This is a genomic window from Stenotrophomonas maltophilia group sp. Smal32 (assembly GCF_030237085.1).
Classification (GTDB): Bacteria; Pseudomonadota; Gammaproteobacteria; order Xanthomonadales; family Xanthomonadaceae; genus Stenotrophomonas; species Stenotrophomonas maltophilia_Q.
Map to the genome: position 1 here is coordinate 1 of NZ_JASJSI010000058.1, position 26,027 is coordinate 26,027.

At 66.8% G+C, this 26,027-nt stretch carries 24 protein-coding genes; 11 read left to right on the forward strand and 13 right to left on the reverse strand.

Translation table 11 applies throughout. The features are described from left to right. From QRO91_RS14195 to QRO91_RS14220, 6 genes are all read right to left on the reverse strand, one after another. Nucleotides 1–652, reverse strand: a 652-nt coding sequence (locus QRO91_RS14195; RefSeq protein WP_285310443.1) for a hypothetical protein, incomplete at its 3' end; no start/stop codon positions are given. After that, nucleotides 652–1,272, reverse strand: coding sequence for a DUF3299 domain-containing protein (locus tag QRO91_RS14200; RefSeq protein WP_049426816.1), 621 nt, complete (start codon nucleotides 1,270–1,272; stop codon nucleotides 652–654). The genes QRO91_RS14200 and QRO91_RS14195, both read right to left, overlap by 1 nt. Beyond that, nucleotides 1,262–1,813: a DUF3299 domain-containing protein gene (locus QRO91_RS14205; RefSeq protein WP_049426817.1), complete on the reverse strand. Its 552-nt coding sequence runs from the start codon at nucleotides 1,811–1,813 to the stop codon at nucleotides 1,262–1,264. The genes QRO91_RS14200 and QRO91_RS14205 overlap by 11 nt, the downstream gene beginning before the upstream one ends. A gap of 2 nt (nucleotides 1,814–1,815) precedes the next feature. Next, the gene (locus tag QRO91_RS14210) at nucleotides 1,816–3,069 is read right to left on the reverse strand and encodes an ABC transporter permease (protein ID WP_049426818.1); all 1,254 of its coding nucleotides are present in this window, start codon (nucleotides 3,067–3,069) and stop codon (nucleotides 1,816–1,818) included. Beyond that, complete coding sequence (locus QRO91_RS14215) at nucleotides 3,062–3,757, reverse strand: ATP-binding cassette domain-containing protein (protein ID WP_197650131.1); 696 nt, start codon at nucleotides 3,755–3,757, stop codon at nucleotides 3,062–3,064. The genes QRO91_RS14210 and QRO91_RS14215 overlap by 8 nt, the downstream gene beginning before the upstream one ends. Next, complete coding sequence (locus QRO91_RS14220; protein ID WP_049426820.1) at nucleotides 3,754–4,287, reverse strand: DUF2796 domain-containing protein; 534 nt, start codon at nucleotides 4,285–4,287, stop codon at nucleotides 3,754–3,756. Before QRO91_RS14220 ends, QRO91_RS14215 begins: the two co-directional genes overlap by 4 nt. Before the next feature lie 31 nt (nucleotides 4,288–4,318). Between QRO91_RS14220 and QRO91_RS14225 the strand changes: the two genes are divergently transcribed. Further along, the gene (locus tag QRO91_RS14225; RefSeq protein ID WP_049426821.1) at nucleotides 4,319–4,792 is read left to right on the forward strand and encodes a MerC domain-containing protein; all 474 of its coding nucleotides are present in this window, start codon (nucleotides 4,319–4,321) and stop codon (nucleotides 4,790–4,792) included. Between the two features lie 57 nt (nucleotides 4,793–4,849). Here QRO91_RS14225 and QRO91_RS14230 read toward each other — a convergent pair whose 3' ends face one another. Further along, a complete protein-coding gene (locus tag QRO91_RS14230) occupies nucleotides 4,850–5,200 on the reverse strand; it encodes a TonB-dependent receptor (RefSeq protein ID WP_238378706.1) in 351 nt (116 codons plus the stop codon). On the opposite strand from QRO91_RS14230, the gene QRO91_RS14235 reads away from it, so the two are divergent. From QRO91_RS14235 to QRO91_RS14255, 5 genes are all read left to right on the forward strand, one after another. Then, nucleotides 5,164–5,694, forward strand: coding sequence for an AraC family transcriptional regulator (locus tag QRO91_RS14235; RefSeq protein WP_238378705.1), 531 nt, complete (start codon nucleotides 5,164–5,166; stop codon nucleotides 5,692–5,694). The genes QRO91_RS14230 and QRO91_RS14235 overlap by 37 nt on opposite strands. 115 nt (nucleotides 5,695–5,809) lie before the next feature. Beyond that, the gene (copC, locus tag QRO91_RS14240; RefSeq protein WP_049426823.1) at nucleotides 5,810–6,187 is read left to right on the forward strand and encodes a copper homeostasis periplasmic binding protein CopC; all 378 of its coding nucleotides are present in this window, start codon (nucleotides 5,810–5,812) and stop codon (nucleotides 6,185–6,187) included. A 10-nt stretch (nucleotides 6,188–6,197) separates the two neighbouring features. Beyond that, nucleotides 6,198–7,082 carry a copper homeostasis membrane protein CopD gene (gene copD / locus QRO91_RS14245; protein ID WP_049426824.1) on the forward strand — a complete coding sequence of 295 codons (885 nt, stop codon included), beginning with the start codon at nucleotides 6,198–6,200 and terminating at the stop codon, nucleotides 7,080–7,082. A gap of 45 nt (nucleotides 7,083–7,127) precedes the next feature. Next, nucleotides 7,128–7,826: a heavy metal response regulator transcription factor gene (locus QRO91_RS14250; RefSeq protein ID WP_049409535.1), complete on the forward strand. Its 699-nt coding sequence runs from the start codon at nucleotides 7,128–7,130 to the stop codon at nucleotides 7,824–7,826. Beyond that, the gene (locus tag QRO91_RS14255) at nucleotides 7,823–9,190 is read left to right on the forward strand and encodes a heavy metal sensor histidine kinase (RefSeq protein ID WP_049426825.1); all 1,368 of its coding nucleotides are present in this window, start codon (nucleotides 7,823–7,825) and stop codon (nucleotides 9,188–9,190) included. Before QRO91_RS14250 ends, QRO91_RS14255 begins: the two co-directional genes overlap by 4 nt. Here the strand turns inward: QRO91_RS14255 and QRO91_RS14260 are convergent. Next, entirely contained in the window at nucleotides 9,179–10,102 is a 924-nt protein-coding gene (locus QRO91_RS14260; protein ID WP_049426826.1) for a LysR family transcriptional regulator, read from the reverse strand. The genes QRO91_RS14255 and QRO91_RS14260 overlap by 12 nt on opposite strands. A 106-nt stretch (nucleotides 10,103–10,208) precedes the next feature. Here QRO91_RS14260 and QRO91_RS14265 point away from each other — a divergent pair, with 106 nt between their 5' ends. Further along, nucleotides 10,209–10,952: an SDR family oxidoreductase gene (locus tag QRO91_RS14265; RefSeq protein ID WP_049426827.1), complete on the forward strand. Its 744-nt coding sequence runs from the start codon at nucleotides 10,209–10,211 to the stop codon at nucleotides 10,950–10,952. A 165-nt stretch (nucleotides 10,953–11,117) separates the two neighbouring features. On the opposite strand, the gene QRO91_RS14270 is transcribed toward QRO91_RS14265, so the two are convergent. Genes QRO91_RS14270 through QRO91_RS14280 form a run of 3 tightly spaced genes read right to left on the reverse strand, consistent with a single transcriptional unit; the run spans nucleotide 11,118 to nucleotide 16,608 of the window. After that, the gene (locus tag QRO91_RS14270) at nucleotides 11,118–14,195 is read right to left on the reverse strand and encodes an efflux RND transporter permease subunit (protein WP_197650133.1); all 3,078 of its coding nucleotides are present in this window, start codon (nucleotides 14,193–14,195) and stop codon (nucleotides 11,118–11,120) included. Further along, nucleotides 14,192–15,364 (reverse strand): efflux RND transporter periplasmic adaptor subunit, encoded by a 1,173-nt coding sequence (locus tag QRO91_RS14275; protein WP_197650134.1) that lies wholly within the window; start codon nucleotides 15,362–15,364, stop codon nucleotides 14,192–14,194. The genes QRO91_RS14270 and QRO91_RS14275 overlap by 4 nt, the downstream gene beginning before the upstream one ends. Then, nucleotides 15,361–16,608 carry a TolC family protein gene (locus tag QRO91_RS14280; protein ID WP_197650135.1) on the reverse strand — a complete coding sequence of 416 codons (1,248 nt, stop codon included), beginning with the start codon at nucleotides 16,606–16,608 and terminating at the stop codon, nucleotides 15,361–15,363. Before QRO91_RS14280 ends, QRO91_RS14275 begins: the two co-directional genes overlap by 4 nt. Before the next feature lie 62 nt (nucleotides 16,609–16,670). Between QRO91_RS14280 and QRO91_RS14285 the strand changes: the two genes are divergently transcribed. Together QRO91_RS14285 and QRO91_RS14290 are read left to right on the forward strand one after the other, a co-directional pair. Further along, a complete protein-coding gene (locus tag QRO91_RS14285; RefSeq protein WP_197650136.1) occupies nucleotides 16,671–17,345 on the forward strand; it encodes a response regulator in 675 nt (224 codons plus the stop codon). Beyond that, a complete protein-coding gene (locus QRO91_RS14290; RefSeq protein WP_197650137.1) occupies nucleotides 17,338–18,711 on the forward strand; it encodes a sensor histidine kinase in 1,374 nt (457 codons plus the stop codon). The genes QRO91_RS14285 and QRO91_RS14290 overlap by 8 nt, the downstream gene beginning before the upstream one ends. 218 nt (nucleotides 18,712–18,929) lie before the next feature. Here QRO91_RS14290 and QRO91_RS14295 read toward each other — a convergent pair whose 3' ends face one another. Beyond that, nucleotides 18,930–21,281, reverse strand: coding sequence for a GH92 family glycosyl hydrolase (locus QRO91_RS14295; protein ID WP_285310444.1), 2,352 nt, complete (start codon nucleotides 21,279–21,281; stop codon nucleotides 18,930–18,932). A 345-nt stretch (nucleotides 21,282–21,626) separates the two neighbouring features. Between QRO91_RS14295 and QRO91_RS14300 the strand changes: the two genes are divergently transcribed. Further along, the gene (locus QRO91_RS14300; protein ID WP_197650139.1) at nucleotides 21,627–23,915 is read left to right on the forward strand and encodes an autotransporter outer membrane beta-barrel domain-containing protein; all 2,289 of its coding nucleotides are present in this window, start codon (nucleotides 21,627–21,629) and stop codon (nucleotides 23,913–23,915) included. 63 nt (nucleotides 23,916–23,978) lie between these two features. Here QRO91_RS14300 and QRO91_RS14305 read toward each other — a convergent pair whose 3' ends face one another. Continuing rightward, nucleotides 23,979–24,395, reverse strand: a complete 417-nt coding sequence (locus QRO91_RS14305; RefSeq protein WP_010485385.1) for a host attachment family protein — start codon at nucleotides 24,393–24,395, stop codon at nucleotides 23,979–23,981. A gap of 475 nt (nucleotides 24,396–24,870) precedes the next feature. On the opposite strand from QRO91_RS14305, the gene QRO91_RS14310 reads away from it, so the two are divergent. After that, on the forward strand, nucleotides 24,871–26,027 hold a 1,157-nt coding region (locus QRO91_RS14310; protein WP_285310445.1), incomplete at its 3' end, for an MFS transporter.

The following is a 26,027-nucleotide window of genomic DNA, read 5'->3' on the forward strand; positions in this document are numbered from 1 at the left end:
CATGCTGGCGCCGCAGCTCGTCTTCGCATAGCCCGCGCACCCGCGAACGCGCATTCGCCCGCAGGCTGCTGCAACGCCAGTCGGCACCACCCAGCGGCAGCACCGAGTACACCACGCTGTTGCAGGCGTTGCCGGCGCGCTGCTGCAACGACAGCCCACCGAAATCGCGTGGCTCGCTGCTGCGCTGCGGGTCGAAATAGCTGTCGGGGAAGGTGCGCGCGTACTGCTCGATGTCCACCGCCATGCTGCGTCCTCCACCCAATGGCATCTGCAGCGGCTGGCCGCACTGCGTGGCATCGGCGCGATGCTGGATGTACTGGTAGATCGGCCGGTCCAGCGATGGATCCTGCTGGGTCACCGCGCTGACCGCCGCCAGCACCGGCAGTGATGCACGATTGGCCATGCGCGCCAGCAATCCCGCCTGCGCCGGCTGGCAGCGATCACGCAGGGTTGCCGCGAGCAGGAACAGCACGTCGTTGCGGAATGCATTGTCGTCACCCAGGTACTGTTCGATGCGCTGGCTGGCATCCGGCGCGGGTGCCGGAAACGCCACCGCCGGCGGCGCGGTGGGTGCAGACTGCCGTTGCCACCACACCAGCAGCGCGAGCGCCGCCAGCAGTCCCCCGGCAGCAATGATCCAGCGCCTGCGCATCAGTTGTGGATCGCCGTGAGCGTGGCCGCCGCCACATCGTAGGACGCGCTGGCGATATCCGCATCGAAACGCTTCACCTGCAGGCGCCCGGCAAGCCGGTACGGATCCCACAGGTCGCCCAGCGCGATCGGTGTCGCCAGGGTCACATGGATGATCTGGTTCGGCGGTGGTGGCGGCACGTGGATGCACGCCCCATAGAACGGCACGAACAGCAGTTCATCGACCAGGCCGGCATCGTTGGTGCCGAGCGGTACCATGTAACCGTCCAGGTCCACTGCGCGGCCGTCTACGGCATCGACCACACGCGAAGAGCCGAACTGCTTGGCGCGATCCGGGCTGGAATGGTCGATCTCCTGCCCCGGTGGCGTGCCGGAGCCAGTGTCGTCGATCAGGCCGCCCACGCCGTCCATGCCATCGCGTGACAGGCCGATCTGCGGCGGCGGGCGCTGGTAGGTGACTTCGTCGGGCCGCAGTGCATCCCAGCGGTCGACGGGCGCTTCGGCCATGGCCAAGGGTGCCGGCTTGTCCTGCGGCGTGGCCACCACGGCATCGCTGCCCGGCGACGTGCAGCCCGCCAACCACAAGCATCCCAGCAGGAGCAGCAGGTGGCTACGGTTCATAGGGCCTCAGCTGTGCGTCACGCATGGTGTAGGCCGAACCAGCCAGATCGTCATCCAACCGTTCGGCACGCAGGGTGCCGGCCAGGAAAAATGGCGAGTACATGTCCGGCATCTCGATCGGCCGGGGCAGCACCACGTGCACGATCTGGTTCGGTGGTGGTGGTGGCACGTGGATGCAGGCACCGTAGTACGGCACGAACAGGAATTCGGTCAGCCGCCCGTCCTGCGCGTTGGCCAGCGGTACCACGTAGCCCGGCAGGCGCACCGGTCGCTGCAGCACCGTCTCCACCGTACGGAACGTACCGAACTGCGGCATGCGCCGGTTGCCGTTGTGCTCGACCTCCGGGCCCTCGCCCCGCTCCAGCGCGGCCAGCTCGTCCTTGGGCATCATCTGCAGCCAGTCCAGTTCCTGCTCTGCCGCATTCGCAGGGTCGGCGCGGTCGACCACCGGCGAGGGAGGCAATGCCTGCACACCGGTATCCACCGGCCGCTCGCAGGCGGCCAGCGCCAACAGCATCGGCAATGCCTGCATCCAGCGCATGCTCAACCTCCCGATGAAAGGCCATCGGCCAAGGTGCGCCGGTAAGCCAGCAATGCCGGCACCAGCCCGGCCACGGCGCTGATCAGCAGCACGCCCGCAACACATGCCAGTTCACGGCCGTCCGGCCAGGCATGGGTGATCGACAGGCCGAAGGTGGCCAGCACCCAGCCGCGACCGGCAATGCTGGCGGCCGCCAGCAGCGACAAGGCCAGCACGCAGGCCACCGCACTGGTCGCCACCGCTTCCACCACCAGCAGGCCGGCGATGTAGCCCGGTCGCGCGCCGGTGGCACGCAGGATGGCCATCTCACGCCGCCGCTCCTGCAGGGTCGAGACCAGCAGCGCCACCAGCGAGACCATGCCCAGCAGCACCACCATTGCACTGATCAGCTGCAACGCCCGCTCGGCGGTGCCCAGTGACTGCCACAGCTGTTGCAGGGTCACACCGGGCAGGATCGCCAGCATCGCCTCGTCCGGGTATTCGTTGATCCTGCGCTGCACCGAGAACGTGGCGATGCGCGAGTTCAGGCCGAGCATGAAGGCAGTGATGCTGGTCGGGGTCAGGTCCAGGTGGCGCGCCTGCTCGGCACTGACGCTCTGGCTGCGCAGCTGCATGCCTGAGCGCCAGTCGACATGGATCGCCTCGATGGCCGGCAACGAAACCAGCACCGATGAATCGACCGGCGTGCCGGTGCGCTGCAGGATGCCTGCCACGCGGAACGGCTTGTCGGCATGCGTAGCTAGGGTGACCGCGCCGGTACCGTGGGCCAGTACGATCTCGTCGCCGAGACCGACCTTCTGCGCGCGTGCCACCTCCGCGCCGATCACCACGTCATACAGGTCAACGAACGGCCGACCGTCCGCGAACGCAAGCGCGTGCCCGGCGCCGTAGCGGTAATGCTCGAAATAGCCACCGCTGGTGCCGACCACGCGGTAGCCGCGCCAGGAATCGCCCAGCGAAAGCGGCACCGCCCACTTCACCTGTGGCAACGCGGACAGCTCCTGGTAGGACTGCCAGGACACGTTATTGGTCGGGTCGCCGATATGGAACACCGAATACAGCAGCAGGTTCACCGGCCCCGAACGCGCACCGACGATCAGATCGGTGCCCGACACGGTGCTGGCGAACCCCTCGTGCGCCTGCGTGCGCACACGTTCGACGCCCAGCAGCAACACCACGCTGAGGGTGATGACCAGTACGGTCAAGCCGACACTCAATGCGCGGCTGCGCAGGCTGGCCCAGGCAAGCTCAAGCATGGCCGGCACCTGCCTGGTTGATCTGCGACAGGGCAATCGTGCGGTCGAACAACGGCTCCAGGCTGTCATCATGGCTGACCACCAGCACCGTGGTGCCGGCCGCCTGGCACTGCGCGGACATCAGCCGCAGGAAGGCGGTCGCCGCTTCACGGTCGAGCGCTGAGGTGGGCTCATCGGCCAGCAGCAACGCCGGGCGACCGATCAGGGCGCGTGCTGCCGCCACGCGTTGTTGCTGGCCAACGCTGAGCGTACCCGCGCGTCGCTGCATCAACGCCGGGTCCAGCTGCAGGGCTGACAACAGGCGTGCGATCTCGGCATCCAGCGGCCCACTGATGCGCGCGCTGCGCAGGCGCGAGAAGCGCAGGCCCAATGCGATGTTGTCGCGCACCGTGAGGAACGGCAGCAGATTGAACTGCTGGAAGATCACGCCCAGTTGGTCGGCTCGGAAACGATCCCGCGCCGCCCCTCCCATGTCCTGCAGTGCCCGGCCTGCCACCTCGATACGACCCTTGCCGGGTAGCAGCACACCAGCCAGCAGGCCCAGCAAGGTACTTTTGCCGCCGCCACTGATTCCGCGCAGCAGCACGCTGCTGCCCTGCTCGACCCATAACCGCGGGATATCCAGCACCAGCTGCATGCCGTATCCGAACTGCACGTCTTCCAGGGCGATCACCGGGGCCGCGCTCACGGGGCCAGCACCACGCGCAGGTTGTCGGGGGTCAGCACGTTGCGATTCTGGCCGTTGGCTGTCGCACTGTTGACGATGACTTCGTGCAGGCCCGGGAACAGCACGGGCAACCGCATGACGATGGCGCGCAACGCGGCCGGATTCGTGCAGCGGTACTGCAGCGTGGCAGTGAAACCCGCGTGTAGATGCTGTCCTGCCGATGGCGCGGCGGCAGGCGCATCGAAGCCCTCGGCATCTGCTTTACTGCTGATCAGACGGCAGTCTGCAGCGGTGGGCAGGGTTACCCAGCTGCCGCCCTTCAGCAGCGACGTAGCGCGTGCCAGCGCGACCTGCTCGGCTGAACTGGCCGGCGGTCGCTCGTAATCGAGGATGCCGATGCCCGGCGCCTGAAGGGCAACATCCAGAGTGCCCTGATCGAGGGCAACATCAACGGTCGCCTGGCCATGCACGTGCGGTGCGTGCTGACGGATGTCGTGGGCCTGCGCGGCGCTGGCGGCCAGCAGCAGGAAAAGAGCAGCAGGAAGCTTCATGGGGGGGCTCCAGTTGTTACTATGTAACATTATGGACCACATCCCCACGACGCCTGCAAGGGCCCCAGCCCAGCCGCCAACTTCGGCACGCTGGCACCCCCACATCGACCTCGCCGGCGCCTGGCTGTCACTGGCCTGCACCGCGCACTGCATCGCCCTGCCCCTGCTGCTTGCGTTCATGCCAGCGGCAATGATGGCGCTGCGCTCGTTCCAGCACCCCGGTCATGGCGTAATGACGCTGCTGCTGCTGATGTCGCGCTGGGAGTGGCTGTTCGCGCTGCTGGCCTCCTCGCTGGCCTTGGCGAGTACCTCGGCCGGGGTGCATCGGCATGGGTGCTGGCGGCCTGTGCAGCTGGCCTGCACCGGCGCCATCCTGCTGCTGTCGGCCTCCCTGTACCTGCCGCTGAAGGAATCGCCGCTCTGGCATGGCATAGCGACCGCCAGTGGTGGCGCGCTGCTGGCGTTCGCTCACATCGGCAACCGGCGGGCGCTGCGCAAACGGTAGTGCCGGCCGCTAGCCAGCGCCCCGAAAATGCCGGCCAGTGGCCGGCACTACCTATCATCAGAAGCGGTAGCCTAGTTCCGCGCCGAAGATGCGCGGGCTGTCGACCGGGCCGTAGTAGTTGCCAACACGCCCAAAAGCCAGATTGTCGAAGATCAGGCCGTTGATGCGACGCTTGTTGGTCAGGTTCTGCACGAATAGCCGTGCACTCCACGGCCCGGTTTCGTAGCCCAGCTGCGCACCCAGCACGGCGGCGGCCGGCTGGAAGGCGCGGTTGCGCTCGTCAAGTGCGCTGGAGCCGGTGAACTGCGATTCCAGCCGCGCGTAAAGTCCAGACTCGAACTGGTAGCGTGCGGCCAGATAGCCGGTGTAACGTGCAGACGCTGCATCACCTGCAGCCGCTGGCTGCACGGCTGCACCGCGATCCGGTGGTGTCCGCGGTGCTGACCGCGTTGTGGTGCAGCACGCAGGCCGATGCCTGCCTGCCCGGCTTCCTTGAGCATGGCGCGCAGGTGCTGCTGCACCGCCTGCGCCAGCTTGCCGGCCAACCTCGCGAGGCACGCGGCACCACGTCCGCGCTGTCGGCACGACGGCTGCGACAACTGGAGGCCTACATCGACGCGCAGCACGGTCGGGCGCTGACGGTCCCACAGCTGGCTGCTGCAGTGCAGATGGAGACCGCAACGTTCAGTCGGGCGCTACGCGCGGCCACAGGCCTGCCACCCTACGCATTCCTCACCCAGCGCCGCATGCACTGGGCGCGCACCGAACTCGCGCAGGGCCGCCGTGTCACCGATGTTGCCTTGGCCAGCGGGTATGCCAGTCCCAGCAAATTCAGCGCGGCATTCCGCCGCGTGCTCGGCTGTTCGCCGTCTGCATGGATCGCGCAGTCACGTACCCGGTAGTGCCGGCCGCGGGCCGGCAGCCAACGAACATTACAAGGCGGTAATGTCCGCGTCAGGGCAGCGAAAGGCGCCACTCTTCACCCTGAGAGCCAGTTCTCCCACAGGTGTCCCGCGCATGACCCGTTTCCCGATCCGCTCCGTTTCCCTTGTTCTTCTCCTGTCCGGCCTCGCGGCTGCGCCGCTGGCGCTGGCGCATCCCAGCCTGGTGAGTTCGACGCCTGCCGCCGACGCCACCGTAGCCCCGGCGACCGAGATCACGCTGCAGTTCAGTGAGAAGGTGATGCCGCGTGCCACCCGCATCGAACTGAGCATGGACCATGGCCGCATGAAGATGGCCATGGCCACCACCGCACAGGACATTTCCGAAGATGGCCACACGTTGCGCGCACGTTTCGCCAAGCCGCTGCCCGCAGGCAGCTACGCACTGCAATGGCGCGCGGTCGGCCAGGACACTCATCCGATTACTGGCAGCTACCGCTTCACCGTGAAGTAAGGCTGTCGTCGTGGCCGGGCTCTCACCGTATGCGTTGCGGCTGGCGTTGTACCTGGTGCTGATGCTGCTGTTCGGGCGGCTGCTGTTCGTCCGACCCGGGCTGCCACGCGGCATCTCGCTGGCACTCGCCGTGGTTGCGCTGATCCTGGTCGTCACCGATGCGGCCAGCCGATTGTCCAGCGTGCTTGGCATATCACCGGTCGACATCGATGGCGAGACGGCGCGCTGGTTTCTTACCGGTACGCCGGTGGGTGAGGCGGGGCTGCTGCGCATCCTGGCCCTGCTGGCAATGCTGCCGCTGCTGGCAGTCAAACGCCCGGTGCAGGGCCTGCGCCGTCTGGCGCTGCTGGCATTCTCGGCGGCGACCCTGGCCAGCCTCGCCTGGAATGGCCACGCCGCTGCTGGCGATGGGCTCGCTGGCAGGCTGCGTCTTGCTACCGGCATCGTCCACCTGTTGGCCGCCGGCGCCTGGGTCGGTGCGATCGCCGCCATCCTGCAGCTGGCACTGCGACGCCAGGGCCTGCGCCTGCGCGAACGCACCTACGAGTTGTGGCAGGCCGCGCACAGCTTCGCCGTGCCCGGCACCATCATCGTCGCCGCGCTGGCAATGACCGGCACCTATACCTACATCGATCTCGGTGGCTCGGTGCAGACCCTCACCGGCACTGCGCACGGGCGCTGGCTGCTGCTCAAGCTGGCCCTGGTGGGCGGCATGCTGGGGCTGGCGGCACTGCATCGCTGGCGGCTGGTGCCGGCACTGGCGGTTTCCATCCATGGCGGCTGGCAACCACGGCCGCTGCGTTCCCTGCGCCACAGCCTGGCCTGCGAATCGATGCTCGCCGTGCTGGTGCTGGCCTGCGTAGCGGTGCTCGGCACACTGGACCCATTGGCATGATTCATCCGTTCCAGCACGGGCTCAAGCTGCGATGATGGGCACACCATGAAACTGCTGATCGTCGAAGACGAACCCAAGACCGGCAACTACCTGCGCCAGGGCCTGATCGAGGCCGGCTACGTGGTCGACCTCGCCTGCAACGGCGTCGACGGGCTGCACCTGGCCGGCAGCGGCGAGTACCAGCTGGTCATCCTCGACGTGATGCTGCCCGGCCTGGATGGCTGGAACGTGCTGTCGCGGCTGCGCGAGGCCGGATGGCAGGTGCCGGTGCTGTTCCTCACCGCGCGCAGCAGCATCGCCGACCGCGTGCAGGGCCTGGAGCTGGGCGCGGATGACTACCTGGCCAAGCCGTTCGCCTTCGCCGAGCTGCTGGCGCGCGTGCGCACCCTGCTGCGTCGTGGCCAGGCGCTGCCGCAGGCCGAACGCATCGTCATCGCCGACCTGGTGGTAGACACGCTGCGCCGCCGGGTCGAACGCGGCGGCCAGCGCATCCCCCTCAGCCAGAAGGAATACACCCTGCTGGAACTGCTGGCGCGGCGGCGCGGCGAAGTGCTGCCGCGCTCGTTGATCGCCTCGCAGGTATGGGACATGAACTTCGACAGCGACACCAACGTGATCGACGTGGCGATCCGCCGCCTGCGCGCGAAGATCGACGATGACTTCGACGCCAAGCTGATCGTCACCGTGCGCGGCATGGGCTACGTGCTCGAGGCACCGGACGACGGCACTGTGAGCAACGGATGAGCCTGCGCCGTTCCATTGCGTTACGGCTGACGCTGCTGTTCGCCATCGTGGCCACCCTGGTGCTGGCCGCATTGGGCGTGGCGATCTATGTCAGCGCCCGCCACGACCTTGTGGCCCAGGACTTCAGCGAACTGGAGAACAAGGTAGCGTTGATCCGTGACCTGGCCGGCAACGGACCTGCATCCGCACGCGGGCAGCGATTGGCGGAGGCACTGGGCCACCATCCGGATATCGCCTTCCACATTGTTGATGGGAACGGCGCGGTGCTGTTTTCCACCGCACCGGCACTGCTGCGCGAGCATGCACGCAGCCAGCCGATCGACGCCGCGCCACGACGACACGACTGGATCCTCGCCGATGGCCGCTGCATGCATGCTCTGCACCTGCGCCAGACCCTGGCCGACGGCAGCCGGCTGGTCACCCTGCTGGCCATCGATGACGACCGCCATGCCGATTTCCTGCAGAGCTTCCGCCATCTTCTTGCAATCGCCATCATTGGCGCCGCGGTGGCCAGCAGCCTGCTCGGCGGCTACGTGGTTCGGCGCACGCTGCGGCCGCTGCGCGCGCTGGCCGATGAGGCCCGGCAGATCACCGCCGGCCGGCTGCAGCACCGGCTGAGTGCACGCAGTGCACCGGCCGAACTGGAACAGCTGGCGCAGACGCTCAACGGGATGCTGGCGCGCCTGCAGCAGGACTTCGCGCGGCTGACCGAGTTCTCCGGTGATCTCGCCCATGAACTGCGCACACCGATCACCAACATGCTGACCCAGGTGCAGGTGGTGCTGGCGCACCCGCGCAGCAACGAGGCCTATCGCGAGACGCTGGCGTCCTGCGCCGAGGAACTGCAGCAGCTGGCGCAGACCGTGGGTGACCTGCTGTACCTGGCGCAGGCCGAAGCGCCGGGTGCACTGCCCTCGCGCGAGCCAGTGGCGCTGGATGGGGTGGTGGATTCGCTGCTGGAGTTCTACGAGCTTCTGGCCGGGGACCGGCAGTTGACCCTGCGCCGCGAAGGTGTGGCGAGCGTGGAAGGCAACCGCTTGATGCTGCACCGGGCGATTGCCAACCTGCTGTCCAACGCGTTGAAGCACGCAGCCGTGGGCAGCGAAGTGCGGGTGCGGCTGGTCGTGGCCGATGGCGTGTGCAGGGTCAGTGTGCACAACCTTGGCACGCCGATCGCCGCCGAAGCGCTGCCGCGCCTGTTCGATCGCTTCTACCGCACCGAACGTGGCCGCCATGAAGGTGCCGGACTAGGCCTGGCGATCACCCGCGCGATTGCACAGGCGCACGGCGGCAGCGTGAGTGTTGCGTCAGATGACACCGGCACCTTTTTCGAGCTGGTGCTGCCGAGCACCTCAGCCCGGTAGTGCCGGCCGCTGGCCCGCAACCCCTGTCGGGTCAAACACACCGGCCACCCAATCAATGAATACCCGCAGGCGTGGCGATGGTGTGCGGCTGCGCAGGTAGACCAAGTTCAACGGACTCGGCGTCGGCGGCACCTCCGGCAGCAGTTCGAGCAGTTGCCCACGCGCGATGTACGGGTCCATCCGGTAGCGCGGTGCCTGGATGATTCCCAGCCCCGCCAGCGCGGCGCCCAGGAACGCATCCGCGCCGGAAACACGCACCCGTGCGGGGAGCGGCACATAGCGCACCTGCATGCCTTGCTGGAACTCCAACGGAATCAGCTGGCCGGTGGCACTGGAGCGATAGCCGACCATTTCGTGGCCATGCAGCAGGGATTCGATGCTGCCCGGCAGGCCCCTGTCCTGCACGTAGCCTGGCGAGGCCACCGTGACCTCACGCAGCATCGTCAACCGTCGCGCCGCCAGATCACTGTCGGCCAGCGCGCCGACCCGCAGCGCCGCGTCCACACCCTCGCGCAGCAGATCCACATAGCGGTCGCCCTCGCTGACCTCCAGCTCGATCTCCGGGTAGCGCTGCAGGAAGTCCGGCAGGTGCGGAAGCAGCAGATGTCGCCCCAGCGTGCCATGCACCTCGATTCGCAGCGGGCCACGCGGGGGTACGTCACGGAACGCGGCTTCTGCGTCGTCCATGTCGGCGATCAGGCGCAGGCAACGGCCGTAGAAGGCCTCACCTTCCAGCGTCGGCACCACCAACCGCGTGGTCCGGTGCAACAGGCGCACGCCCAGCCGCGTTTCCAACGCCTTGATCGCATCGGTCACCGTGGCGCGCGGCAGGCCCAGGTCTTCGGAGGCACGCGTGAAGCTGCGGCGCTCGACAATACGGACGAAGGCGCGCATTGCCGTGAAACGGTCCATTGTTCGCGTATCCGGATGATGTTGGCGGATTATGCAGGATTATCCGGACCTTCGATGTGGCGAAGATGGTCCTGCGCCGCTCCGGCGTGCCCCGCTGGAATCCACCATGCCTACTCCCCCCGTCCGCCGCGTCGCCCTGGTCACGGGCGGCTCCCGCGGTATCGGCGCCGCCATCTCACGTCGGCTCGCGGCCGATGGCCACGCGGTCGCGATCAACTATGCCGGGCGCCGTGACGACGCCGAGGCGCTGGCTGCCGAACTCAATGCAGCCGGCGCGCAGGCCATCGCACTGCAGGCCGATGTCGCCGATCCGCAGGCGGTGCGGCGGCTGTTCGATGCCATCGAAGCCCGTTTCGGCGGCATCGACGTGGTGGTCAACAGCGCCGGCGTATTGCAGCTGGCACCACTGGCCGACACCGACGACGCCCTGTTCGAGCGGGTGATCGGCATCAACCTCAAGGGCGCCTTCAATGTGCTGCGTGAAAGCGCGCGACGCGTGCGCGACGGTGGCCGGCTGATCACCCTGTCCACCAGCGTGGTCGGCATCAAGCTGGAGAACTACAGCGTGTACGCGGCCAGCAAGGCGGCGGTGGAGACGATGGGCGCGATCCTCAGCAAGGAGCTGCGCGGGCGCAACATCACCGTGAACGCAGTGGCACCGGGCCCCACCGCCACCGACCTGTTCCTGGAGGGAAAATCGCCGGAGCTGATCGAGCGGTTGGCCAAGCTGAATCCCCTGGAACGGCTGGGTACGCCCGAGGACATCGCAGGTGCGGTCGGGTTCCTGGCCAGCCCCGATGGCGGGTGGATCAACGGCCAGGTGCTGCGCGCCAACGGCGGGATGGCGTAGATCGCGCGGAGGGCATCCACGCATGTCGTGGATCTGGCTGGGAACCCGTGGCAGCCCATCGTATCCACGCAGCCCGTGGAGCCCCTGTAGACCCGAGCCCGTGCTCGGGTGCTTCTGGTCTTCGCGCCACGACCAGCCGAGCTCGGGCTCGGCTCTACAGTGTGGTCAGGCGGAACGGGCCTCGCGGCGGCGATGCACCCAGTAGTACAGCGTGGGCAGCACCAGCAGGGTCAGCAGCATCGCCGACAGCAGGCCGCCGATCACCACCACCGCCAGCGGCTTCTGGGTCTCGGCACCGATCGCGTGCGAGGTGGCCATCGGCAGCAGGCCGAACATCGCCAGCAGCGCGGTCATCAGCACCGTGCGCAGGCGCTGCAGCGAGCCCTGTACCACCGACTGCAGCAGGTCCATGCCCTGTTCGCGCAGCTGGGCAAATCGACTGAGCATCACCACCCCGTTCAGTACCGCCTGCCCGAACAGGGCGATGAATCCAATCGCCGCCGACACCGACAGCGGAATGCCGGTCAGCCACAGCGCCAGGATGCCGCCGATCATCGCCAACGGCACGTTGGCCAGGATCAGCGCGGCGCTGCTGATGTCCTTGAAGGCATCGAACAGCAACACGAAGATGATCAGCACCGACAGTGGAATCACCCAGCCCAGCCGCTTCATCGCGCGCTGCTGGTTCTCGAATTCACCGGACCACTCCAGCCGGTAACCCTCCGTCAGCTGCACGTTCGCATCCACGCGCTTGCGCATGTCGGCCACCACGCTGCCCATGTCACGCCCGGCGATGAAGATGCTGACCGCCTTTACCCGCTGTGCGTTCTCACGCGAGATATTGATCGCGCCACTGGCCATGCGGAAGTCGGCCACGTCGGACAGCGTCACCGTATGGCCATCGCCGATGCCCACCGGCACCGTGCGCAGGCGCTGCAGGTCACGGTCGGCGTCGTCCAGTCGCAGCGTGATCGGGAACTTGCGGTCGCCCTCCCACAGCTCGCCCACCTGACGTCCGCCCAGCGCGGTCTCGATCACCTCGTCGACGTCCCGCACGTTCAGGCCGTAGCGCGCGGCACGGTCGCGATCGATCTCGATCTGCAGCTGCGGCAGCGAGCCATCACGGTCGATGAAGGCACTCTCCACGCCCTCCACGCCGCGCACCTGGGCCAGGATGGCCTGCGCCTGCCGGTTCAGCACCTCCAGGTCCGAGCCGCTGACCTTGATCACCACCTGGCCCTTGATCTGCGAAATGCTCTCCAGGATGTTGTCGCGCACCGGCTGCGAGATCGAGAACTCCGGGCCCGGAATGCGTTGCTCCAAGGTGCGTTGCAGGTCACTCACGAGCTGCCGCTTGTCCACGCCCTTCGGCCACTCCTTCTCTGGTCTCAGTGCTACCAGTGCCTCGATCTGGTTGGCGCCCTTGGCATCGGAGCCGTCTTCCGGTCGGCCGAGCTTGGCCACCACCGTCGACACCTGCGGGAAGCTGCCGACCAGCTCGCGGATGCGCCGCGACTGCTGCTGTGCCTCGGCCAGGCTGGTACTGGGGTCGAGCGTGGCGGTCAGCCAGATCGAACCCTCGTCCAGCTCCGGCAGGAACTCCGAACCCAACCGCGTGCCTAGCGCCAGGGTGGCGACCAGCAGCGCCACCGCGGTCAGCACCACCGCGCGCGGTCGCGCCAGGGCGCGCTCCAGCACCGGCTTGTACCATCCGGTCAGGCGATCCATCAGCGGATTGCCGTCACGCATGCGGTCGCGCCGCAGCCACCAGAAGCAGAACAGCGGCACTACGGTCAACGCCAGGATCAAGGCACCGATCAGCGCCGAGGTCACCGAGTACGCCATCGGCGCGAACATGCGACCCTCCTGGCGCTGCAGAGTGAAGATCGGGATGTGCGCGGCGATGATGATCATCATCGAGAAGAACGTCGGTCGCCCCACTTCGGATGCCGCCGACAGGATGGTCGAGAAGCGTGTCTTCCTGTCGGCGTTGGGCGGCAGCTTCGATAGTCGCGAAACGATGTGCTCGGTCACGATCACCGCGCCATCGATGATGATGCCGAAGTCCATCGCACCGAGCGACAGCAGGTTGGCCGGCACGCCCCACAGGTGCAGGCCGAGGAAGGTGGACAGCAACGCCAGCGGCATCATTGCTGCCACGATCAGCGCGGCGCGGGCGTTGTACAGGAACAGCCACAGCACCAGGAACACCAGCACTGCACCTTCCAGCAGGTTGCGGAACACGGTCTTCAGCGTAGTCGAGACCAGCCATGAGCGGTCATAGAACGGCTCGATGCTCATCCCGGCCGGCAGCTGGTTCGCTTCGATCTCGGCGATGCGCGAATGCAGGGCGTCGAGCACGTCGGACGGGTTCTCGCCCTTGCGCATCAGCACCATGCCGAACACCGCGTCATCGTTGTCGTCCTGGCCGACCAGGCCCTGCCGCGGCAGGCCGGTATCGGCGATGCTGGCCAGATCACGCACCAGGATCGGCGTACCACTGCGCTGTGCCACCACCACGTTGCCAATGTCGGCCGGCGAACGCATCAGGCCCACGCCACGGATCAGGAACTGCTGCTGCCCGCGTTCCACATAGCCGCCTCCCGCATTCGAGCTGCCCTTTTCCAGCGCCTCGGCGAACTCACCCAGGCTGATGCCGCGGTCACGCAGCTTGTCCAGGTCCGGCTTGACCTGGAAGGTGCGTGCGAAGCCACCGAAGCTGATCACATCGGCCACGCCGGGAACAGTGCGCAGGCTGCGCTCCATCGTCCATTCCTGCACGGTACGCAGCTGGGTCGGCGTCATGTGCGGGCCTTTCAGCACATAGCGATAGATCTCCCCCACCGCCGAGCTCATCGCCTCCAGCTCCGGGGTTACCCCTTCCGGCAGCTCCACGCCCTGCAGGCGTTCCAGCACCTGCTGGCGCGCGAAATAGTCATCGGCCTTGTCGTCGAAGGTCAGGATGATCATCGACAGGCCGAACTGGGTGTGCGAGAACACCCGCACCGAATGCGGTATACCGGACAGTGCCACTTCCAGCGGCATGGTCACCTCGCGTTCCACCTCCTCGGCGGCACGGCCGGGATGCAGCGACACCACCGTCACCTGGGTGTCGGACACATCCGGGAAGGCCTCCACCGGCAGCACTCGGAACGCGGCAATGCCAGCGCCGATGAACAGCAGCAGTGCCAGCATCACCATCAGCGGCTGGCGCAGGCAATAGGCAATCAGGCGATCGATCATGGGGCGGCATGCCCCGTGCCGGCGCTGGCGGCGGCCGGCGCGCTGTCGACCAGTTGCTGCAGCAGCAGGCCACCCTCGACGACCACCCTGCTGCCCGCCGCCAGGCCTTCACGCACCCACAGGCGGCCGTCACCCAGCTCTTCAGCATGCACGGCGTGGCGCACGAAGCGGCCCTTGCCTTCCTCCACGAACACCACCTGCTTGCCGTCGATCAGCAGCACCGCCGCATCCGGAAGCGACACGCCGCCCTCGGCCGGCAACGCCACCTGCGCACGCACGTACTGGCCGGCCTTGAATGCGCGAGCCCGGTTGTCCAGTTCGGCGCGTGCCTGCACCACGCGGCGATCGCTGTCGACGAAATCGTCCACATGCTGCAGGGTCGCCTGCAGCGGCTGGCCATCTGCGCCCGACACGCTGACCGGCATGCCGGCCTTCAGCCGCCCTGCCATGCTTTCGGGAATGTCCAGCAGCAACCACAGGCGGTCCGGATCGCCGATCACCGCCAATGGTTGTTCACTGTCGGGGCTGACCGACATTCCCGGGCTCATCCGCCGCTCCACCAGGACGCCATCAATGGGCGCGCGCAGCGGCAGGCGCTGGTCGACGCGCTGGCCATTGCCGTAGGCCCTGGCGAAGGCGGTCGCACGCGCATGATCAGCCTGGCTGCCAGCGAAGTTCGCTTCGGCTTCATCCAGTTCACGGCCCGACGCCACACCCGCGGCGTGCAGCTCGCGGGTGCGCTCCAGCTCCTTGCGTGCCTGCTGCAGTTCGGCACGGCCACGCGCGCCCTCGGCCTGGGCCTGGCCGAACTCCGGCGAGGTGATCCAGGCGATCACCTGCCCTGCCTTCACTCTCTGCCCCGGCTGCGCCTCGATGCGCGCGACCTGCCCCGGCAGCGGGGTGTGCAGTGCGCTGGAGCGCGTTTCGTCCCAGGCCACCCGACCCGGCAGCTGCAGGCTGCTGCTGGCACCAGCGGTCACCGCCTCGCTCCGCAGCACATCCAACTGGCGGCTGTCGGCCGGGAACTGGATCTGCCCGGCACTGACCTGCGGCGCATCCTCGGTATACGAGGCCGGCTCACGACCACAGCCGCTGAGCAGGGCCAGCGCGAGCAACGCCGGCAGCACGGCATGTCGCGCCCGCAGGCGATGGGCGACAGTGGACTTCATCGGGATTCTCCTTCAGCAACGGATGTGGCCGCTTCCCAGCGCGCCAGGGCAATGGCATGGTCGGCGCGTGCTTCGATCAGCGCGCCCTCGAAGTCGCGCCAGCTACGGCGCGCATCCAGCAGGTCGGTCAGGCTGGCGGCGCCACGGCGGTACGCCAGCTCGATGCCCTGCACCGCCTTGCGCGCGGCGTCGGCGTGCAGGCCTTCATAGTCGGTGCGGCGCTGCGTGGCGGCTTGCGCGCTGGCCAGCAACTGGTCCAGCTCGGCGCGCGCTTCGCGCTGCCGCACCTGCAGCTCGAGCGCCGCGCTGTCACGGTCGGCTTCGGCACGTTGGATGGCACCGCGCGCACGCGATGGGCCGCCGAGTGGAATGGTCAACGAAACGCCCCAGGTGACACCGTTGATATCGGTCGGCTCCCGCTCCGCCTCCACGCCCAGCTGGATATCGCGGTGGCGCTCGCTGCGTGCCAGCGCCACGCCGGCATCGGCGGCGGCCAGGCGCGAGCGCGCCGCGCGCAGATCGGCGCGCTGCTGCGGATCGAATGCCGGCGTACCGGCCACACCGGCGGCGTCCGGCCACGCGTCATCGGCACTCAGCTCGCCGCTGTCATCGCGACCGAGCAACAGGCCCAGCGTGTGCCGCGCATCGCGCAGATCCAGCGCCGCCTCGCGCGCCGCGTCGGCTACGGCAAGGTCGTCCACCGCCAGCCGCGCACGATCCACCGGCGCCATCGCTCCGGTTGCGACCTGCTTGTCGGCAGCGGCCATCTGTTCGGCCGAACTCTGGCGGTTGGCCTCGGCAATCTGCGCCCGCTCCTGTGCGCCCTTCAGGCCGAAGTAGGCTTCATGCAGCGCCACCTGCTGTCGGCGCCGGGTATCCAGCATCTCCAGCCCGGCCACTTCCAGCAGCGCATCAGCCTGGCGGACGCGCAGTGCGCGCTTGCCACCGCGTTCCCAGGTCCAGCCCAGGCCCAGTGTGCTGTCCACCCGTTTGTCCTGCCAGCGTCCGGGGCCGATGCCATGCTTGGGGCTGATCTTGCTGCTGCCGATCGAAAGCTCGGCTGCGGGCCGCAGCGCGGCCGTCTGCGCATCGCCCTGCACCCCGCGCAGCTCCAGTGCCGCCGCACGCAGGTCCGGGTTGTGTGCTTCCATTGCACGCTGTGCTTCCTGCAGGGACAACGCCGAAGCCGAGGGCGCGCACCAAAGAGTGGCGAGTACGGCCACGAGACAAGAGGAGAAGTTCATGCGCGTCACGGTAAGGTGACGCACTTGCGCCAAACTTGCCCCAACCTTGCACGAAGCTTGCAATGCGAATCCTGCTGATCGAAGACGATGCCGCTCTGGCCGATGGACTGATCCGCGCCCTGCAGGGCGCCGGTCATCTATGCGACCACCTTTCGCGTGGGTTGCACGCGCCCGCAGCGTTGGCCAGCGCACCGTATGACGTGATGGTGCTGGACCTCTCGCTGCCCGACGTCGATGGCCTGGATCTGCTGTCGCGGCTGCGCAACGATGGCGTCATCCTGCCGGTTCTGATCCTGACGGCACGCGACGGCGTGGAGGACCGCATCCTTGGGCTGGACCGGGGTGGCGACGATTACCTGGCCAAGCCGTTCGCACTGGGTGAGCTGGAAGCACGCCTGCGCGCGTTGTCACGCCGGCGCAGCGACGCGCCGGCGCAGAAGCGGCTCGGGCGCCTGTGCTTCGACAGCATCCGCAATGAAGTACAGGTGGATGGACAGCGCATCGAACTGACCGCGCGCGAGCTGGCGCTGGTCGAGGCGCTGATGCAGCATCCCGGTCGCACTGTCACCAAGCAGCGCCTGTTCGATGCGTTGTACAGCTGGGACCACGAAGCCAACCTGTCGGTGATCGAGGTGCATGTCAGCCGCCTGCGCCGCAAGCTGGAACAGGCGCGTGCCGGCGTTGGCATCCGCATGCTGCGCGGCCTCGGGTATCGCCTGGAGGCCGGCGGTGACTGAGCGCGTGCACAGCCTGCGCGGCCTGCTGCTGCGTCGCCTGTGGCTGCCGCTGCTGGTACTGATGCTGTGCAGCGCGGTCGGCTCGTTCGCGCTGGCCCGCTTCTATGCCGGCCAGGTCTACGACCGCTGGCTGCTGGACTCGGCGATGTCGTTGTCCGAACTGGTGAAGGTGCAGGACGACCAAGTTTCCATCGAGATCACGCCGGCGGTCTCGCGCATGTTCACCTGGGACACCGCCGACGAAGTGCATGGCGAGGTAGTCGACGCCGCGGGCGGGCGCCTGTATGGCGATCTGCCCGGAGCATTGCCGCGCCCAACGGTCGCCGCCGAGGGCAACGACGCGGTCTACTACGACGCACGCCTGCGCGGCCAGGCGGTGCGCATGGTGGAAGTGGTGGTCAGCGCCGGGCCAGGCCATGACATCCGCCTGCGCGTGGCCGAAACGCTGCGCAAGCGCCATCGCCTGGAACGCAAGCTGCTGATGACCAGCATCCCGTTCCAGACCGCGATCCTGGCACTGGCCGCATGGCTGGCCTGGTCGGGCACCGGCGCCGCCGCACGGCACGCCAACCAGGTGGCGCGGCGATTGGCCAGCCCGCGCCCGGATCCGCTTGCGCCCCTGGAACCGGCACAGGAAGCGCCGCGCGAACTGTGGCCGGCGGTGGAGGCCTACAACGCGCTGCTGCAACGCCTGGACGCCATGCAGGCCGCGCAGCGGCGTTTCGTCAGCAATGCCGCGCACCAGCTGCGCACGCCCCTGGCGGCGATGCAGGTGGAACTTGAAAGCTCGTTGCGCCAGCATGATCCGCAGGCGCAGCAACTGGCCTTGTCCGGCACGCTGGCGGGGTTGGCGCGGCTGCAGCATCTGGTGAACCAGCTGTTGATGCTCAGCCGTTCCGAGGATTCGCAGGGTAGCGCGCTGTCACTGCAGCCTGTGGATCTGGCCGCACTCGCCCGGAGCGTGGTCGAACGCTATGCCGACCGGGCGCTGGCCGCGGGCGCAGACCTGGGCTACGACGGCCCGGATGACGGCGTGCAGGTACAGGGTGATCCGCAGCTGTTGCGCGAGGCGCTGGGCAATCTGCTGGACAACGCGCTGCGTTACGGCTCCGTGCGCGGCGTAGTTACCCTGGGTGTGCGGCAGGATACCCATGATGTGCAGGTGTGGGTGGACGATGACGGCCCCGGCATCCCCGCGGCCGAACGAAGCCGCGTCACCGAACGCTTCTACCGCGCCAGCAGCGAAGGCGACGGCTGTGGTTTGGGCCTGGCGATCGTGGCCGAGATCGCGCAGCGGCATGACGCAACGCTGGCGATCGACACCGCCCCCATCGGTGGCGCGCGGGTCAGCCTGCGGTTCACCTGACCGCTGCCGAACAGCCCTGTAGAGCCGAGCCCATGCTCGGCTGGTGTTGGCGGCATGCCTGAGTAGGCGCCAACCCTGGTTGGCGCCGTTGATCTCCCGAGTGCCAACCAAGGTTGGCAACCACCAAAGCGGGTTCCTCGGCACGCCTACCCCGGTAGCGACCAACCTAGGTTGGCACCCACACAAGCGGGGATCCCCGCATACCAACCATCAACGCATTACCGGCTCATCGAATACGGTGCCTGTGCGCCCTGCCCCGGCCAATCCTTGTTCGGCTCGGCCTGCATGGTGAAATGCAGTTCGCCACCGCCCAGAATCTCGTCATGGCGCAGGAACGTGCGCTGCAGCGGCTTGCCATTGAGGCTCACACTGCCCACATAGGTATGCGCGTCGTCCAACCCCTCGGCCACGATGGTGAAGGTCTTCCCGTTCGGAAGACGCATCGCGGTCTTCGGCAGGAACGGACGGCCCAGGATGTACTCGCCCGAACCTGGCGCCACCGGATAGAAACCCAGCGCGGTGAACACGTACCACGCCGACATCTGGCCCACGTCGTCATTGCCGGCCAGGCCATCGGGGCGATCGGCGTACTGGGTGTCCATGATCTGCTTCAGGCGCGCCTGCGTGCGCCAGGGCTGACCGGCGTACGAATAGAGGTAGGCCACGTGGTGGCTTGGCTCGTTGCCGTGCGCATACCAGCCGATCAGGCCGGTAATGTCTTCCATGTGCTCGAAGATGGACGGATCAACCTTTGCATTGAACACTTCATCCAGGCGCGCCAGCAGCTTGTCACTGCCGCCATGTGCTGCAGCCAGTCCAGCCACGTCCTGCGGCACATACCACGAATACTGCCAGGCATTGCCTTCGGTGTAGTCGGTGCCATAGCCACTGGCGCTCGGATCAAACGGTGTGCGGAAGCTGCCATCGCGCTTGCGCGCGCGCATGAAGCCGGTGTCCTTGTCGAAGGCATTGCGCCAGTTGCCGGCACGCTTGTCGAAGGTCGCCGCCACATCGGTCTTGCCCATCGCCTGAGCCATGCGCGCGATGGTCCAGTCGTCGAAGGCGTACTCCAGCGTCTTGCTGGCGGCCTCGCCTTCTTCGTCGATCGGCACATAGCCGAATTCGCGGTATTGCGCGATACCGTCATACGGGCCGTAATTGGCGGTCTCCACCATCGCCTTCAGTGCCTTGTCGGCGTCGAAGCCACGGATGCCCTTCACGTAGGCATCGGCGATCACCGGCACCGCGTGGTAGCCGATCATGCACCAGTCCTCCAGGCCATGGAACGACCACACCGGCAGCATGCCGTAGGGGCTGTGCTCATGGTGGGCCAGCATCGAATTGATGAAGTCGCTGTTGCGCTTTTCCGGCTGCACCAGGGTCAGCAACGGATGCAGCGCGCGGTAGGTGTCCCAGAGCGAGAACGTGGAGTAGTGGGTGAAGCCATCAGCCTTGTGCACCGCATTGTCCGGCCCGCGGTACTGGCCATCGGCATCCATGAACAGCGTCGGGCCCAGCAGGGTGTGGTACAGCGCGGTATATGCGCTGCGGCGCGCGTGCTCGGGCGCATCGATATCAAGTACCGACAAGGCCCGCGTCCATTCCTGTTTCGCCTGCACGCGCACGCGGTCGAAATCGAAGTCGGCCACTTCCGCATCAAGATTGGCGATGGCGCCGGCCTCGCTGACCGGCGAGATCGCCACCTTCACCACCAACGGTGCATCCAGCTTGCCGAATGCGAACGTGCCGACCAGTTGCCGGCCCTCGATCTGTGCACGCTGCGCCGGATCCTTCTCGCCCGGCGGCGGGAACCCCTTGTAGACGATGTCCTGCTCGGTGCTGTGCAATTCGTGGCCCGACATCGGACGCGAGAAGCGCATTGCGAAGAACAGTTGACGGCCGGGCGCCCAACCGCGCGTTTCGCGGAAGCCGGTCACCGTGCCATCGGCACGCACCCGCACCCGTGACCACAGGATCTTGCCCGGGTAGTCGTACATGCTGGTGCGCATGTCCAGCAGCACCTTGGCGTCGGCACCCTTCGGGAACGAATAGCGATGCACGCCCACGCGCGCACTGGTGGTCAGCTCGGCGCGCACCTTGTAGTCGTCCAGGGTGACCGCGTAGTAGCCCGGCTCGGCCTTCTCATCGTCATGGTGGAAACGCGATGCGTAGCCGCTGCGCGGCTTTTCCGGGTCGCCGCGCTCCAGCCCGGGGTTGCCGGTGAACGGCATTACCAGGATGTCACCCAGATCGGAATGGCCGGTGCCGGAAAAATGCGTGTGCGAAAACCCGACGATGCTGCTGTCGTCGTAGCGGTACCCGGCTGCCCAGCCATAGGCCTTCTCGCTCGGCTGGATGCGCGTATCCGGGCTGAGCTGGACCATGCCGAACGGAACCGTCGCGCCCGGGTACGTGTGCCCCTCCCCGCCGGTACCGATGAACGGATCGACCGCGGCATAGGCACGTTCGGCGGCAGTTTTCGGCGTGGCCGCAAGGGCCACACCAGAGGCAAGCATCGCGGTAGCGGCGAAGGCAATCAGGAGACGACAGTGCAACCTGGTCATCGGCATTTGGATCGATTCAGATGGTGACTGGATGCTAGCACCGGCCATGCGTGGCGGCATGTTGCGCTGCAGCTGAATGGTTCCGAAAGCGACACCCTATGGCGGGATCGTATGCAACAAGTTGCATGGATCGATCCAATGGCCAGCAGCACACTCCTGCCATGACCGTTATGGAGCAGCAAGGATGAAAGCGGCAGGCGGGTCGGAACCCGACCGAGATCCGGTCTCATCCATTTATCGCTGCCACGCAGCCCCACGCGGTCACACAACCTTCACCCTCCGCGCGCGTCTTATTCACCTCAGCAACGTGAATGCGGCCGCGCCTCCAATGCTCATTAACAGGAGTCTGCCATGTCCATTTCAGTCCGCAGTTCGCTCGCCCTGGGAATTGCCAGTGCACTCTGCATCACACTGTCCGCCCAGGCGGGAAACCTCATCCCCGGTGAGTCCGCCACGGTGAACGCGGGCGATCCTGTAGAGGCTTGGACACTGAACGGCGCCACATTGATGCTCGCGCCGGGCGCGACGACACGAGACATAACCGCAGGGAACGGCTCCCGACTGCAGGTCAACGGCGCGTCCATCAGCGGCACCGCACAGCTGAGCGATGGCTCGGTTGGAACCTTCAATGGTGCGCTGGTTAACAACTCATCCGGCGCTGCAGCCATCGTGCACTCGGGTTCAGAGCTGCAGGCCATGAATTCCGAGTTCAATGGCAGTGGCGATGCGATCCGCCTTACCGAAGGAGGCATTCTCAGTCTTGTGGGTTCCCGGGTGACGGCATCCGGCTCCAGCCTGTTTGGTTCAGCGGGGATCAGCTTCCGTCGTACCGCTCAGGCAAGCGTCAGTGGCGGCAGCCTGGTCCAGGGTGACGATCACGCAGTGACCATCACCAATGACCCACGGGGATCCGGCGGCCCTTCTCCGGGCAGGAGCCTGTTGTCGGTCGACGGCTCGCATCTGGCCAGCTCAACCGGCTCGGCCATCCATGTCACCGAGTGGGTGACCCCGGCGCAGTTCGGCGCAGACATCGTGCTTCGCAACGGTACGACGGTCTCGGCGGGCAACGGCGTGCTGCTGGACACCAACGGTGACGTCGATGTCAGCTTGACCGTGGACGACAGCGTGCTGACCGGTGACATCGTCAACGGCGCAGGAGCCACCACCCAAGTTCGCCTGCAGAACCAGGCACGCCTGACCGGGGCGATGAGCAACGTCAGCAGCCTCGCGCTGGATGCATCCACCTGGGTCATGAACGGCGATTCCTCCCTGGGCCGTCTGGACCTGGGCAATGGCACGGTGTCGCTGGGCGATGGCAGCACGTTCAACACCCTCACCGTGGCCGGAGACTTCATCGGCAACGATGGCACGATCGTGTTCAACACCGTGCTGGCCGATGACAGTGCCGCCACTGACAGGCTGGTCATCGAGGGCGACACCGTTGGTACTGCGAACGTGCGCGTGAACAACGTGGGTGGTGCCGGTGCGCAGACCCGCCAGGGCATCGAGCTGATCTCGGTCGGTGGCGCCTCCAATGGCCAGTTCAACCTGGCCGGTCGTGCCGTGGGCGGGCAGTACGAGTACTTCCTGTTCAAAGGCACAGGGGCCGATGGCAACTGGTACCTGCGTTCGCAGCTTCCGACCCAGCCGGACCCGTGCGAAACCGACCCGACGCTGCCCGAATGCAACCCGGTGCTGCCCGGCCCGGATCCGGACCCGGTGCTGCGTCCCGAACCGGGCGCCTACCTGGCCAACCTGCAGGCCGCGCAGACCATGTTCCGCATTGGCTATCACGACCGCCATGCCGGCCAGAACGCAGGCCGTGCCTGGGCGCGCGTGGATGGCTCCCGCAATGGCTTCGATGCGATCAGCCGCCAGCTTGACATCCGCGGCAACAGCCAGGCGCTGACCGTCGGTGCCGATCTATGGCGTCACGATTCAGGCAGCAGCGTGGGCGTGATGCTGTCCAGCGGCAATGCCACCAGCACCTCCACCAATGAACTGACCGGCTACTACGCGCGCGGCAAGGTGAAGGGCGAAGCCCTGGGCGTGTACGGCACCTGGCGCGGCGGCAACGATGGCGACCCGTATGCGGGTTTCTACGTGGATGGCTCGGTGCAGCGTGCACAGTTCCGCAACCGTGTGGAAGGCATCGGCCTGGACACCGAGCGCTATGACAGCCGCGCCTGGCAGGGTGCGGTGGAGACCGGCTATGCGTTCCGCGCGGGTGGCGCCAGCCATGGTGGCATCTATCTGGAGCCGCAGCTGCAGGTGGGCTACAGCCGCTGGGACAGCTACCGCCACGCCGAAGCCAACGGTACGGTGGTGAGTGCCGAGAATGCCGATGGCCTGTTCGGCCGTGCGGGCGTGCGCCTGTCCGGCGTGACCCGATGGGGCAGCGGCACCACCGATGTACAGCCGTACCTGGCCGCCAACTGGCTGCATACCCGAAGCGAATCGCAGATCCGCATGGACGATGAGGTGGTGGACGCGCGCATTCCGCGTAATCGCGGCGAGTTCAGTGCCGGTGCGTCGTTGAAGTTCGCCAACGGCGTGGGCGCCTGGGGCGGTCTGTCGCTGCAGAAGGCCAGTGGCTTCCACCAGACCAGTGCACAGCTGGGTGTCAGTTACAGCTGGTGAACGCTTCACCGTGGGGCCGAACCTGGGCTCGGCCCCACAACCGCTGTGGCAGAACCGGCAGGATCAGGCTGCAACTGCTTTCTGGATATCCGCCAGCGGTGCATTGGTCAAGTCCTTGGCGATATCACCCAGCAAGCGTGCCTGGGTCTCCTTGTGCAGCAGCGGGCGGATGCGTCCCAGCGTGGTCGGGTCGGCCACAAGCACCAGGTGTGCGTAGCGGTTGTTCAACGCATCATCGTTGAGCTGCTCGGCCACCTGCTTGGCAAACGTGGCTTCGTTGAGCTGGGAGATGGACATGTCCTTCGGCACCGCACCGGCCGGTCCCTGCCCGGAAACGCCCTGCTCGCTGATGTCCTGCAGCCGCAGTTCGCCCTCCTGCTTCAAGGCCAACTGGTGATCACTGCCAACGTTGGTGAATACACGGGCAGAGCCACCATCGGCGACAACCACGAGCGTACCTTCGGGAATGCGACGGGTCATGCGATGCTCCTTCTCTGTTGCGTTCGCCTCCAACGTAGAGGGCGACGTGTGAGCAGTGCGGCCAGATTCCGTTCAACGCATGTCATCACCGCCGTGAAGATGAACAAGCACGGTGGAACACAGCATGCAGATCAGTCCGCTTCGCTGCACGCTCACGCGCGTGCCGTTATGATGAACCGATGATCGACACGACCCACTACGTGACGGGCGCACCTGTTACGTGGAAAGCACTGCCGACCGGCGCTTCGCTTGCCACGCATGTTTCTGCTCCGCCCATCCACCGCCTCGCGCTGGATCCTGGCGGATGACGCCCGCAGGCACTTCGCCTGCCACTTCCCGCATCGCTGTGATTCCCGGCCGCTGACTGCGCCGCCGTAGTCGCGTTGCCAGGTTTCCGCCGCAACGGCGGTGCTTTGCCGTGCGCGTGCATCCACGCGTGCTGCCTTTCCCATTCCACATCTCCAAGGGAGCCCCCATGCAGGACACGCCCGAGGCACATGCCCATTTCGGCTGGTTCAAGCGCCGCCGCCACCTGAAGGTCGACGAGATCACCGTCGTCGACAAGCCCATGCTCAAGCGCGCCGTCGGCGCCGCCGCACTGGGCAATGCCATGGAGTGGTTCGACTTCGGTGTCTACGGCTATCTGGCCGTCACCATCGGCCAGGTGTTCTTCCCGTCCAGCAATCCCACTGCACAGGTGATCGCTGCCTTCGCGACATTCACCGTGGCGTTCCTGGTCCGGCCGCTGGGTGGCCTGGTATTCGGCCCGCTGGGCGATCGCTATGGCCGCCAGAAGGTGCTGGCGTTCACCATGATCCTGATGGCGCTCGGCACCTTCTCCATCGGCCTGATTCCTTCCTACGAGCGCATCGGCATATGGGCCCCGGTGCTGTTGCTGCTGGCACGCGTGGTGCAGGGCTTTTCCACCGGCGGTGAATATGGTGGCGCGGCGACCTTCATCGCCGAGTACTCCACCGACCGCAACCGCGGGTTGATGGGCAGCTGGCTCGAATTCGGCACGCTGGGCGGCTACATCGCCGGCGCGGGCACCGTGACGGCACTGCACATGGTGCTGAACAGCGAGCAGATGCTGGACTGGGGCTGGCGCATCCCATTCCTGGTGGCCGGTCCGCTCGGCCTGCTCGGCCTGTACATGCGCATGAAACTGGAGGAGACCCCGGCGTTCCGCGCCTTCGCCGAGGAAGCTGAGAAGCGCGAGCACGATCGTCCCGGGCTGGGCGCACTGTTCCAGGTGCACGGTCGCCAGCTGCTGGTATGCATGGGCCTGGTGCTGGTGTTCAACGTCACCGACTACATGCTGCTGACCTACATGCCCAGCTACCTCAGCGTCACCATGGGCTATGCCGAGAGCAAGGGGCTGCTGCTGATCATCATCGTGATGCTGGTGATGATGCCGTTGAACATCGTCGGCGGGTTGTTCAGTGACCGGCTGGGCCGCCGGCCGATGATCATTGGTGCCTGCATCGCGCTGCTGGTGCTGGCGGTGCCCTGCCTGCTGCTGGTGGGCAGCGGCAATGACGCGTTGATCTTCCTGGGCCTGATGCTGCTGGGCCTGGCGCTGGTGTGCTTCACCAGCTCGATGCCGTCCACGCTGCCGGCGCTGTTCTATAC